This is a genomic window from Rahnella perminowiae (assembly GCF_019049755.1).
Lineage (GTDB): Bacteria > Pseudomonadota > Gammaproteobacteria > Enterobacterales > Enterobacteriaceae > Rahnella > Rahnella perminowiae.
On the sequence record NZ_JAFMOS010000614.1, the window covers coordinates 1 to 12773 of the forward strand.

Below are 12773 nucleotides of genomic sequence, written 5' to 3' on the forward strand. Positions count from 1 at the left end.
GTTATAGTACTTTTTCACGAAACTGTATCTACTTCTAAAAATAATCTCAGTGCACAATCGTTTCGACTAAAATCCGTATAAATCGCAAGTATACAATTTATGTTACGTTTAATTAACTTGTCCCATTTTCTCTATAGGGGAAGTAAGCAATGTTTGGATTAGATGCTTTTCACCTGGCAAGAATACAATTCGCTTTCACCGTTTCTTTTCACATCATATTTCCTGCCATTACGATCGGGCTGGCAAGTTTTCTGGCTGTGCTTGAAGGAATGTGGCTGAAAACTGGCCATCGCAGTTATCGGGATCTTTATCATTTCTGGTCCAAAATTTTTGCTGTTAACTTTGGTATGGGCGTTGTGTCAGGGCTGGTCATGGCGTACCAGTTCGGCACTAACTGGAGCGGGTTCTCGCAATTTGCCGGCAGTATCACCGGCCCTTTACTGACTTATGAAGTACTCACCGCCTTCTTCCTGGAAGCGGGTTTTCTGGGCGTGATGTTGTTTGGCTGGAACCGGGTCGGACCGGGCCTGCATTTCTTTGCGACCTGCATGGTGGCGCTGGGCACCCTTATCTCTACCTTTTGGATCCTGGCGTCGAACAGCTGGATGCATACCCCGCAAGGCTATGAAATTGTGAATGGCGTCGTAGTGCCAACGGACTGGTTTAAAATCATTTTTAATCCGTCATTTCCTTATCGCCTGTTCCATATGTCCATCGCGGCATTCCTCGCCAGTGCGTTCTTTGTCGGCGCCTCGGGTGCCTGGCACCTGCTTCGCGGCAACGATACGCCAGCGGTTCGGAAAATGTTTTCCATGGCGTTGTGGATGGCGTTGTTCGTCGCCCCCATTCAGGCAATGGTCGGCGATGCCCACGGCCTGAATACTCTGGAACATCAACCCGCGAAAATTGCAGCAATCGAAGGCCACTGGGAAAACCGGCCCGGAGAGTCCACGCCGTTAATTCTGTTCGGCATGCCGGATATGCAACAGGAACGGACGAAATATGCGCTTGAGGTCCCCTATCTGGGCAGCCTGATCCTCACGCATAGTTTGGAGAAACAAGTGCCCGCGCTGAAAAGTTTCCCGAAAGAAGATCGCCCTTTCTCACCGGTCATTTTCTGGTCTTTCCGGGTGATGGTGGCTCTCGGTCTGCTGATGATCACAGCCGGTGTGCTGGGTGCCTGGCTGCGTTATAAAAAGAGGCTTTATCAGTCCCGTCCGTTCCTTTGGTTTACGTTGCTGATGGGGCCTTCCGGTCTGATTGCCCTGCTGGCAGGCTGGTTTACCACTGAAATTGGCCGACAGCCATGGGTCGTTTATGGCGTTCAGCGCACCCGTGATGCTGTCTCCGCACACGGTGAAATGCACATGAGCCTCAGCCTGTTAGCTTTCCTGCTGGTTTATTCATCGGTCTTTGGTATCGGATACGTCTATCTTATGCGCCTGATTAAGAAAGGGCCGGTGACCGGTGAAGGCGATGAGGTTTCGCACGGCGGACCCGGTAAGAAAAGCACACCCGCACGTCCGCTGTCTGCTGCACATGAAGGGTTGAACACCGCCGGGGGAAATAAAAACCATGATTGATTATACTGTTATATGGTTTGCCATTATCGTATTTGCGAACCTGATGTACATCGTGATGGATGGCTTTGATCTGGGTATTGGCATTTTATTCCCGTTCAATAAAGACAAAACCGAACGCGACATGATGGTCAACACCGTTGCGCCGGTCTGGGACGGTAATGAAACCTGGCTGGTACTGGGCGGTGCAGCCTTATACGGTGCCTTCCCGCTGGCCTATTCGGTTATCGCCGATGCACTGTCCGTCCCGTTAACCCTGATGCTTTTCGGTCTGATATTCCGCGGTGTGGCGTTTGAATTTCGTTTCAAAGCCACGGAGAAGCATCGTCCGTTCTGGGATAAATCGTTTATTGCAGGCTCGATCGTGGCCACCTTCAGTCAGGGGATAGCCGTCGGCACCGTGCTCAATGGTTTTGAGGTCACGGGCAGGACGTTTACCGGCCCGGCATTAAGCTGGCTGGCTCCCTTCCCCCTTTTCTGTGGCGTTGGCCTGGTGGTCGCCTACGCGCTGCTCGGCTGTACCTGGCTTATCATGAAAACCGAAAATTCCCTGCATCAGAAAATGTGCAGACTCGCCAGACCCCTGGTCATCACCTTGCTGGCGATCATAGGTATTATCAGTATCTGGACACCGCTGACGCATGCCGATATCGCGCATCGCTGGTTCAGCATGCCAAATCTGATCGCATTTCTGCCTGTACCCGTCCTGGTCTTAGCCTGTACCTGGGGAATTTTGCGGGCGATAAAAAGTCACGCGCACTATATGCCGTTCCTGCTGACTCTCGCGCTTGTTTTCCTCGGATTTTCGGGGCTCGGGATCAGTATCTGGCCGAATATTATTCCTCCGTCCATCTCAATTTGGGATGCAGCGTCGTCTCCAAAAAGTCTGGCATTTATGCTGGTTGGCGCGATGGTCATTATTCCCGTTATCCTGATTTATACCTTCTGGAGTTATTACGTGTTCCGCGGGAAAATCAAGGAAAACGAGGGTTATCATTGATCTGAATATTACCGGGCGGCGTGACGGCATTATTTTCGCCCGGTTTTCACAGGAGGTTCCTGATGCAGGATCAGACAATCAATAGGAAGCAGCCATTCTGGAAGCGCGTCGTCTGGCTGATAATCATTTATACGTTAAGTGTATTATCGCTGGCTGTGGTGGCATTCTTATTCAGAATGATGATGACAGCCGCCGGAATGAAATCGCATTAAAAATAAGTGATGACATGCAGCGGCTTTTCTTACCCTTGCCCAAAAATCTTAATCACCGCATCCAGATGTTCCTTCATCGCCTTCCTGGCGGCGCGACTGTCTCTGGCCTCCAGCGCCGTCAGGATCTCAAGGTGTTCAATCTCAGAACGGTGCGGCATGTCCTGCGGGGTGTAATGTAATTGCAGGCTACGGAACATGGTGCCATAACGGTGGCCAAGCAGGTGGGCGATGATAAATGCATAGGCCGGATTACCGCTGGCCTGAGCGATGCGGATATGAAATAAACGGTCGCCGGGATGCGTTGCTGAACCATGCCGGTTATCGCGACAATTCTGCTCATATGCCTGCCTGATCGCCGCCAGTTCCTCGTCAGTTGCGTTTCTTGCCGCCAGTGCGGCCGTTTCAGGTTCTATCAGACGGCGGGTTTGCAACAGCGAAAAAGGGGGCAATTCAGCAGTAAAATCCAGCGCGATATTCAGCTCATCGTCCACGTCCGCCCACTGATTGCGTCCCGCCTGAGACATCACCGGCTCCAGCGAGGGCGTAGCCGCAACGACAGGCGGCTGACGGACAATTACGCCGTTTCCCACCCGCACATCCACCAGCCCGATCACTTCCAGCGCAATCAGGGCTTCACGCACCGAGGCGCGGCTCACCTGTAACTGACTCGCCAGTTCACGTTCAGCCGGAAGACGACTGCCGGGTGGAAATTCTTTATTATCAATCAACGTTTTTAGCTGGTCAGCTATCTGCCTGTATATTCTGGGATTTTCTAACTTTTTTATCGGCATCGCACACCTGAGGTCAATTCTCATTAAGTGATTCAGCTAGCATTTTTCGGACAAAAATCTTGCTGATTTGTTTTATGCATGTAAAAAATTGGTTAACGGGAATGGCGTTTTAAGCAGAAGCTTGCCGAACATCTTAGCAAAAAGCACTGCTTTTAACGCGTTTTTTTCACCTTCAATGGCCTGACCATTAGACCTATAAAGCGATATTTGATGGGGAATTGTTATGAACCTGGCAGGGAAAAAAGTTCTGATCACCGCCGCCGGACAAGGTATTGGCTTCAACACCGCCACGCTTTTTGCCCTGGAGGGTGCCGAGGTAATTGCCACCGACATCAATATCGGTGCATTACAGGATATTACGGGGATTACCCCGCGCTTACTTGATGTGACAGATCCACGGGCGATTGCTGCTTTGGCAGAAGAAACCGGCCCGCTCGATGTGCTGTTCAACTGCGCCGGGGTGGTCCACAGCGGCGATATCCTCGCCTGTACAGAAAACGAATGGCAGTTTGCGCTCGATCTCAATGTCACTGCGATGTTTCACATGATCCGCGCTTTTCTGCCCGCCATGCTTGAGCGCGGCAGCGGTTCAGTGATCAACATGTCATCCGTTGCCTCGAGCATCAAAGGTGTGCCGAACCGCTTTGCATACAGCGCCTCAAAAGCGGCTGTGATTGGCCTGACCCGCTCTGTTGCTGCGGATTACGTCACCCGAGGCATTCGCTGTAACGCGATTTGTCCGGGCACGGTGGAATCTCCGTCCCTGCGCCAGCGTATTGCCGCACAGGCGCAGGCCGAAGGCCGCAGCGAAGCTGAGGTATACGCCGCGTTCGTTGCCCGCCAGCCGATCGGGCGCATCGGTAAAACCGAAGAAATCGCCCGGCTGGCACTGTATCTGGCCTCCGACGCCAGTTCTTATACCACCGGCACGGTGCAAATTATTGACGGCGGCTGGAGCAACTGAGTCGACCGCGGCTAACAACATCTGACTTTCACAGAAGGATACTGACACATGAAATTATTACGTTACGGCAATCCGGGTTCTGAGCGCCCGGGCCTGGTGGATGACAACGGCCAGTTACGCGATCTCAGCGCACATATCGCCGATATCCGTGGCGAATTTTTACAGCCCGAAACGCTGGATAAGCTGCGCCAGCTCGATCCGCACAGCCTGCCACGGGTCAGCGGCGAACCCCGTCTGGGTGCCTGTGTGGGTAGTGTGGGGAAATTCATCTGTATCGGGCTGAACTACGCCGATCATGCGGCCGAAACCGGCGCAGAAATCCCGCAAGAACCGGTAGTTTTTAGCAAATGGACCAGTGCGATTGTCGGACCAAACGATGACGTAGAGATCCCCCGGGATTCGGTTAAAACCGACTGGGAAGTAGAGCTTGGTGTCGTGATCGGCACCGGCGGGCGCTATATCAGCGAAGCCGATGCGATGTCACACATCGCCGGTTACTGCGTGATCAACGATGTCTCTGAGCGCGAATTTCAGATTGAACGCGGCGGTACCTGGGACAAAGGCAAAGGCTGCGACACCTTTGGTCCGACCGGCCCGTGGCTGGTGACGGCGGATGAAATCCCTGACCCGCACCAGCTGAATTTGTGGCTGGAAGTGGACGGCAAACGCTATCAGAACGGCAATACGCGCACCATGATTTTCCGCATCCCCGAAATCATCAGTTATCTCAGCCGTTTCATGAGCCTGCAACCCGGCGACATCATTTCTACCGGCACACCGCCGGGCGTCGGACTGGGGCAAAAACCACCGGTATACCTGAAAGCCGGTCAGGTCATGCGGCTTGGCATTGAAGGTTTGGGTGAACAGCGTCAGAAGACAGTGCAGGCATAACCCCTTTACGCTAAAGGAATTTTGCGATGACAACGATTACGGCTTTACGTGTTGAAGATGTGCGCTTCCCGACCTCGCTGGCGCTCGATGGCTCGGATGCCATGAACCCGGATCCGGATTATTCCGCTGCCTATGTGATTTTAGACACTGACAATCCTGCGCTGAAAGGCCACGGACTGACCTTTACCATCGGGCGCGGCAACGAAATCTGCTGCGTAGCGATCAAGGCGCTGGAACACCTGATTGTGGGGCGCGAACTGGCAGACATCACCGCCGATATGGGTAAATTTTGGCGCGATTTTACCAGCGACAGTCAGTTGCGCTGGATTGGTCCGGATAAGGGCGCAATCCATCTGGCGACCGGCGCGGTAGTTAACGCGGTGTGGGATTTGTGGAGCAAAGCCGCCGGTAAACCCCTGTGGCAACTGGTGGCTGACATGTCACCGGAAGAGCTGGTGCGCTGCATCGATTTTCGCTACATCACCGACTGCATTACGCCACAGGAGGCGCTGACCTTATTGCGGCAACGCACTGACAACAAGGCCCAACGCAGAGAGAAACTGCTGGCAGAAGGCTACCCGTGCTACACCACGTCAGCAGGCTGGCTGGGCTATCCCGATGACAAACTGCGCCGTTTATGCCAGGAAGCGGTCGACGCCGGTTTCGATTATCTGAAACTCAAAGTCGGGCGCGACCTCGAAGACGACATCCGCCGCGTGCGCATTGCCCGCGAAGTCATCGGCCCGGATCGCAAACTGATGATCGACGCCAACCAGGTGTGGGAAACCGACGAGGCGATCCCGTGGGTGAATGCCCTCGCCTTTGCCAAACCCTGGTTTATCGAAGAACCGACCAGCCCGGACGACATCGAAGGTCACCGCAAAATCCGTCAGGGCGTTGCGCCGGTTAAGGTCGCCACCGGCGAAATGTGCCAGAACCGCATCATGTTTAAGCAGTTCATTATGCGCGAAGCCATCGACGTGGTGCAGATTGATGCCTGTCGCATGGGGGGAGTTAATGAAGTGCTGGCCGTGATGCTGATGGCCGCCAAATACAATCTGCCGGTGTGCCCGCACGCGGGCGGCGTCGGGTTATGCGAATACGTCCAACATCTGTCCATGATTGATTACCTGTGCATTTCAGGTACGCACGACGGTCGGGTCATTGAATACGTTGACCATCTTCACGAGCATTTTGTACACCCGTGCGATATTCGCGGCGCAGCTTATATGCCCCCACAGGCACCGGGATTCTCTGTCGAGATGCATGAGGCGTCGGTCGAAAAATACCGCCATCACGCCTGACCTTAATGATCGAAAAAGCAGCAAGGAGGAGGCCGATGATGCGAATCGACAGCCATCAGCATTTCTGGCGCTACACCCCGCAGGACTACCGCTGGATAAGCGATGAAATGACGGTGCTGAAACAGAATTTCTTGCCGGAAACACTGACGTCAACGTTACAACGTCACAACATTCAGGGCACGGTACTGGTTCAGGCATGCTCATGCACCAGTGAAACCCGATGGCTGCTGGATATCGCCGGAAAAACTGACTTTGTGTGCGCCGTGACCGGCTGGGTCGATCTGTCATCGTCCGCGCTGCAACAGGAGCTGGATGCTCTCTCACACCCGCTGCTGCGCGGCTTTCGTCATCAGGTTCAGGATGAACCTTCGCCTGCACAATGGCTGGCAGATCCGGCCATCAATGCCGGTATTCGCCAGCTTCAGCTGCAGGAATATGTTTATGAAATTCTGGTGACGCACCGCCATCTTGCCGAAGCCGTACAGTTTGCCATAAGGCATGACGGGCATTTTCTGGTGCTCGATCACCTCGGCAAGCCGGATCTCACCCTGGGCGCTGCGTACTGGAAGAAACAAATCGCCCCGCTGGCGGCGTTACAACACGTCAGTTGTAAGCTTTCCGGGCTACTGACTGAGCCGCGCCCGGCGGGGATGTCTGCCCGCGACCTGTTGCCCTATTTCGATGCCGCACTGGAGGTTTTCGGGCCCGGACGCCTGATGTTTGGCTCCGACTGGCCGGTGTGCTTACTGGCTGGCGGCGATGAAAATCCATGGGATTTATGTGAACAGGCCACGGCCTCACTCAGTTCTGACGAGCAGGCTGCCATATATGGCGGCAATGCCTGCACGGTTTACCGATTACAGCCTTTACCGATTACAGGAAATGACTGATGAATCTGCATCTGCAAAATAAAGTGGTGATCGTCACCGGCGGCGGGTCCGGTATTGGCGCGGCGATTTCGCTGACGCTGGCGGAAGAAGGTGCCATTCCGGTGATCATCAGCAATACCGAACCTGCCAATCAACTGATGCATACACTGCAACAGCTTTCCCCGCAGGCCAGTTTTGTGCTGACCGAACTGCGCGACGAAGCCAGTTGCACGGCGGCGGTACAGGAGGTGCTTACCCGCTATGGCAGCATCGACGGGCTGGTGAACAATGCCGGAGCCAACGACAGCGTCGGACTGGACGCCGGTCGGGAAGCCTTTGTGCAATCGTTAGAACAAAACCTGATCCACTATTACCTGATGGCACACCTGAGCCTGGAAGCCCTGCGCGCAAGCCACGGGGCGATCGTTAATATCAGCTCGAAAACCGCCTTAACCGGACAAGGCAACACCAGCGGTTACGCTTCAGCCAAAGGCGGCATTCTGGCGCTGACCCGTGAATGGGCGGCGGCGCTGCTCGGCGACGGCATCCGCGTGAACGCCGTGATCCCGGCAGAGGTCATGACGCCACTGTACGAACGCTGGATCAAAAGCTTCGATCATCCCGACGAAAAGTTGCAACAAATCACCTCGCATATTCCGCTGGGACAGCGGATGACCACGCCGCAGGAAATCGCCAACACCGTGGTATTCCTGCTCTCTTCCCGCGCGTCTCACACCACCGGCCAGTGGCTGACCGTGGACGGTGGTTATATGCATCTTGACCGGGCGCTGACATGAAGCGCCGCTATTGTCAGGCACTGGATCTGGCGGACGATCCGGCGCTTATCGAAGAATATCAGCGTCATCACCGCAAAATCTGGCCGGAAATTACCGCGCATCTGCGCCGTTATGGCATCGCAGAGATGGAAATTTACCGGCTGGGCAACCGGCTGATGATGGTGATGGAAACCACGGAAGAGTTTGACAGCGGGCTGTTCGAACGCCGCAGTCTGGAGGATCCGAAAGTGTGTGAGTGGGAAGCCCTGATGTGGAAATATCAGCGCCCCACGCCGTGGACACCCGCCGGTAAAAAGTGGGTGGAAATGGAGATGATTTTTTCGCTTGCTGAACAGATTGAGTTAAACCCGGTCGGCTCCCTCCCCTGCGAAGGGGAGGAGCAAAGCAAAACCCGCTCAACCCTGTGAATGTGGGAGGAGCAAAAGCTCTCCCTACTCTCAGGGAGTTCATCACGTTTTTCACGTTATCTGACATAAAAAATCAGCCACCTGAGCTGACCCCCTACATGCGTTACCAGATACTGAGGAATACACTATGCTCGCCGATAAAACTGCCGCGCCCGCTTATGCGCAGCGCAAAACGACGTCCGGTTTCCGCCTGGCGTTCATTTTGGTCACCACGCTGTTTTTCCTGTGGGGTTTATCCTACGGGTTGCTGGATGTCCTGAATAAACATTTCCAGGAAGTCTTACACGTCAATAAAGCCCAGTCTGGCCTGTTACAGGCCGCCTATTTCGGGGCATATTTTATCATCGCCCTGCCTGCCGGTTTCTTCATGGACAGGTTTGGCTATAAAGCCGGGATCCTGGTCGGATTATGTCTCTATGCACTGGGCGCGCTGTTGTTTGTGCCTGCCGCCTCCGCAGGCAGTTTCGCTATGTTTCTGTTCGCGCTGTTCGTGATCGCCCTCGGTCTGGGTTGTCTCGAAACCGCCGCTAACCCGTTCGCTACCGTGCTGGGCGATCCGGCCGGAGCAGAACGTCGCCTGAACCTTTCTCAGTCATTCAATGGCTTAGGACAGTTTATCGGCCCGATTATCGGCGGTTCGCTGTTCTTCTCTGCCACGCAGGGCACCACGGCGGACGGCTTGTCATCTGTAAAAACTACCTACGTCGCCATCGCCGTGTTAGTGCTTCTGATTGCCTTCCTGTTCGGGCGCACCAAATTGCCGGATATTCGTGAGCAAAGCGCGGCCGGGGATCAGGGTGGCGGAAAAGGATTATGGCAGCATGCCCATTTCACCGGTGGTGTGATTGCACAATTCTTCTACGTCGCGGCCCAGGTAGGTGTCGGCGCGTTCTTCATTAACTACACCACCGAACACTGGCACACGCTGTCGAATCAGAATGCGTCTTACCTGCTTTCCGTCGGTATGGTAAGTTTTATGGTTGGCCGTTTCTTCAGTACCTGGCTGATGGGCTTTGTCCGTCCGGCCACGCTGCTGGTAGTTTACGCCATCATTAATATTGTGCTGTGCGGCGTGGTGGTCGCGGGGATTGATAACGTGTCGGTGATTGCACTGGTGGCGATTTTCTTCTTCATGTCGATCATGTTCCCGACCATTTTTGCAATGGGCGTCAAGAATATGGGCAAACAGACCAAACGCGCCAGCTCTGTGATGATCATGGCGATTGTGGGTGGCGCGGTGATGCCATACCTGATGGGTGCGATTGCCGATCACTACAACACCGCGATTTCCTATGCGCTGCCGATGGTATGCTTCGCCGTGGTGCTTTTCTACGCCCTGAAGCAGCGTGCGAAAGCGGCAAATTGAGAAAGTTGTAATATAAACAATCTGATGGCTACACCTCACCACCGCCCCTCCTTAATATCCTTCAGGCGTTAAGGAGGGGCGGCAACTCTGAAAACCACACCCTGAGTTTTAACATTCCTGTCATCCCGGATGAAAAAATCCTGCTTATACTTCATCGCGTATGAAGCTGGTTAATAACGCTGAAGGGTAAAAATATGTCGATTCGTTCATTGCAGGCACTCTGTTTAACCCGTTTTTTATTGCGGATGTTCGTGACGGGCTTGGGCCCTTTTTGGGGATCTTTTTGACGCATCGAAAAACAAGCGTCTGATTCGGGTACTGCGTCTGCCTCAAAAAGTACTGCGATCCTCTTTCTGATCCCTCATGAATTTTTCTCATGTTCAGTGAATTTAAATCACTTTTTTTCACTCAATGACTCAGGCATAAAAGAGTCATCGCGATTCACTCTTAAAAATATGAAGGCTACTGAAATAATTTAGGTTTTTCAGCAGCCAGGACACCTGATAAAAATGAAAAAAGAAATTACATTCACTATTAAAAGCCTTCGTTTTGACGAAGACTATAACCCCTCGGAAAATACGCGTATTACGACTAACTTTGCCAATCTGGCAAGGGGTGAAAAACGCCAGGAAAACCTGCGCAACACCTTAGTGATGATTGACAATCGTTTCAATTCACTGGCGCATTGGGACAACCCTGTGGGTGACCGCTACTCCGTTGAACTCGATATCATTACAGCCCAGTTAAACATTAATATTGCAGGGAAGAGCGACGTTTTTCCGGTGATTGAAGTATTAAAAACCACTATCGTTGATAAAAAAACCCATGAACGTTTTGACGGTATTTTAGGTAATAATTTTTCTTCTTATGTACGGGATTATGATTTTAGCGTTTTAATGCCGGAGCATAATAAGAATAAATCCGGATTTAGCCTGCCGGATGATTTTGGTGTATTACACGGTGATATCTTTAAGCGTTTCATTAATTCCGATATTTACAAAGAATTCTTTAATAAAACACCCGTTATTTGCCTGAGCGTCTCAAGTAAAAACACTTATTACCGTACCGGCAATCAACATCCTGTATTAGGCATCGAATATCAGCAGGACGAACCTTCCCTGACTGATGAATATTTCGCCAAAATGGGATTGCGGGCGCGATACTTCATGCCTGAAAACAGCGTTGCACCTTTGGCGTTTTACTTCAGTGGCGATTTGCTCAGCGATTACACCAATCTTGAGCTGATCAGTACCATCAGCACGATGGAGACTTTCCAGAAGATATACCGCCCTGAAATTTACAATGCTAACTCCGCGGCCGGAAAACAGTATCAGCCAAGCCTGAATTTCCAGGATTATTCATTAACCCGGATTGTTTATGACCGGGAAGAACGTAGCCAGCTGGCTGTTGAGCAGGGGAAATTTACCGAGGAACATTTTATTAAACCTTACCAAACTGTTCTTAAACAATGGTCTGCTCATTCCGTTCTTTGATTTACTAAAAATATAAGGTCACCTGTGATGAAAAAATTATTACCGACATCGACTGCGGGCAGTTTACCTAAGCCCTCCTGGATTGCGCAGCCGGAGACACTCTGGTCACCCTGGAAGCTTGAAGGTCAGGAGTTACTCGACGGCAAAAAAGATGCGCTGCGTTTGTGTCTGGAAGATCAGCAACAGGCAGGTATTGATATCGTCAGCGATGGCGAGCAAACGCGCCAGCATTTCGTCACGACCTTTATTGAGCACCTCAACGGCGTTGATTTCGAGAACCGCGAGATCGTTAAGATTCGCAACCGTTATGAAGCCAGTGTGCCGACTGTTGTTGGCCCGGTCAGTCGTCAAAAGGCCGTTTTTGTCGAAGATGCGAAGTTTTTGCGCCAGCAAACAACACAGCCGATCAAATGGGCTCTTCCGGGGCCGATGACGATGATCGACACGCTCTATGATAATCACTATAAAAGTCGCGAAAAACTCGCCTGGGAATTCGCTAAAATTCTCAATGAAGAAGCCCGGGAATTAGAGGCTGTGGGTGTCGATATTATCCAGTTTGATGAACCGGCATTTAACGTGTTCTTCGATGAAGTGAACGACTGGGGTATTGCCACGTTAGAAAGAGCCATTGAAGGGTTGAAATGTGAAACGGCTGTCCACATCTGCTACGGCTATGGTATCAAAGCCAATACAGACTGGAAAAAAACGCTGGGAACAGAGTGGAGACAATACGAAGAGATTTTCCCAAAACTACAAAAATCTAATATCGATATTATTTCACTGGAATGTCATCACTCCCATGTTCCGATGGAGCTGATGGAGCTGATCCGGGGTAAAAAAGTGATGGTCGGTGCTATCGATGTGGCAACCAATACTATTGAAACACCCGAGGAAGTCGCCGCTACGCTTCGAAAAGCACTGCAATATGTTGACGCCGACAAACTCTATCCTTGCACCAACTGCGGCATGATCCCATTACCGCGTGGCGTAGCAAGAGGCAAGTTAGATGCGTTAAGTGCCGGCGCAGAAATCGTCCGGAAAGAACTGCTGGCGAAGTAAATTCACCCGATTGCATCAATCTGAAGAGAATTCAGCCCGG

12 protein-coding genes and 1 pseudogene are annotated in these 12773 nt (G+C 52.3%); 12 read left to right on the forward strand and 1 reads right to left on the reverse strand.

Annotation, left to right across the window (positions count from 1 at the left end):
• The first annotated feature begins 149 nt into the window (after positions 1–149).
• From J1785_RS20265 to J1785_RS20275, 3 genes are all read left to right on the forward strand, one after another.
• Positions 150–1583 (forward strand): cytochrome ubiquinol oxidase subunit I, encoded by a 1434-nt coding sequence (locus J1785_RS20265; RefSeq protein ID WP_129953491.1) that lies wholly within the window; start codon positions 150–152, stop codon positions 1581–1583.
• Positions 1576–2580, forward strand: a complete 1005-nt coding sequence (gene cydB / locus J1785_RS20270) for a cytochrome d ubiquinol oxidase subunit II (RefSeq protein WP_129991048.1) — start codon at positions 1576–1578, stop codon at positions 2578–2580. Before J1785_RS20265 ends, cydB begins: the two co-directional genes overlap by 8 nt.
• Positions 2581–2642: 62 nt before the next feature.
• Complete coding sequence (locus J1785_RS20275) at positions 2643–2792, forward strand: DUF2474 domain-containing protein (RefSeq protein WP_129953489.1); 150 nt, start codon at positions 2643–2645, stop codon at positions 2790–2792.
• Between the two features lie 29 nt (positions 2793–2821).
• On the opposite strand, the gene J1785_RS20280 is transcribed toward J1785_RS20275, so the two are convergent.
• A complete protein-coding gene (locus J1785_RS20280) occupies positions 2822–3583 on the reverse strand; it encodes a FadR/GntR family transcriptional regulator (RefSeq protein WP_129991049.1) in 762 nt (253 codons plus the stop codon).
• 223 nt (positions 3584–3806) lie between these two features.
• Between J1785_RS20280 and J1785_RS20285 the strand changes: the two genes are divergently transcribed.
• From J1785_RS20285 to J1785_RS20325, 9 genes and pseudogenes are all read left to right on the forward strand, one after another.
• Positions 3807–4547: an SDR family oxidoreductase gene (locus J1785_RS20285; protein WP_217220408.1), complete on the forward strand. Its 741-nt coding sequence runs from the start codon at positions 3807–3809 to the stop codon at positions 4545–4547.
• 48 nt (positions 4548–4595) lie between these two features.
• Positions 4596–5438 carry a fumarylacetoacetate hydrolase family protein gene (locus tag J1785_RS20290; protein WP_217220410.1) on the forward strand — a complete coding sequence of 281 codons (843 nt, stop codon included), beginning with the start codon at positions 4596–4598 and terminating at the stop codon, positions 5436–5438.
• A gap of 26 nt (positions 5439–5464) precedes the next feature.
• Entirely contained in the window at positions 5465–6742 is a 1278-nt protein-coding gene (locus tag J1785_RS20295; protein ID WP_217220413.1) for an L-fuconate dehydratase, read from the forward strand.
• A 35-nt stretch (positions 6743–6777) separates the two neighbouring features.
• Positions 6778–7632 carry an amidohydrolase family protein gene (locus tag J1785_RS20300; protein ID WP_217220416.1) on the forward strand — a complete coding sequence of 285 codons (855 nt, stop codon included), beginning with the start codon at positions 6778–6780 and terminating at the stop codon, positions 7630–7632.
• Entirely contained in the window at positions 7632–8408 is a 777-nt protein-coding gene (locus J1785_RS20305; protein ID WP_217220418.1) for an L-fucose dehydrogenase, read from the forward strand. Before J1785_RS20300 ends, J1785_RS20305 begins: the two co-directional genes overlap by 1 nt.
• A pseudogene (locus tag J1785_RS20310) lies at positions 8405–8743 on the forward strand (L-rhamnose mutarotase); the annotation flags it as partial. The gene J1785_RS20305 and the pseudogene J1785_RS20310, both read left to right, overlap by 4 nt.
• Before the next feature lie 199 nt (positions 8744–8942).
• Positions 8943–10181 (forward strand): L-fucose:H+ symporter permease, encoded by a 1239-nt coding sequence (gene fucP, locus J1785_RS20315; protein ID WP_129953481.1) that lies wholly within the window; start codon positions 8943–8945, stop codon positions 10179–10181.
• A gap of 509 nt (positions 10182–10690) precedes the next feature.
• Positions 10691–11674, forward strand: a complete 984-nt coding sequence (locus tag J1785_RS20320; protein WP_217220421.1) for a DUF1852 domain-containing protein — start codon at positions 10691–10693, stop codon at positions 11672–11674.
• Positions 11675–11701: 27 nt separating this feature from the next.
• Entirely contained in the window at positions 11702–12733 is a 1032-nt protein-coding gene (locus J1785_RS20325; protein WP_129953479.1) for a methionine synthase, read from the forward strand.
• The last annotated feature ends 40 nt before the right edge of the window (positions 12734–12773 follow it).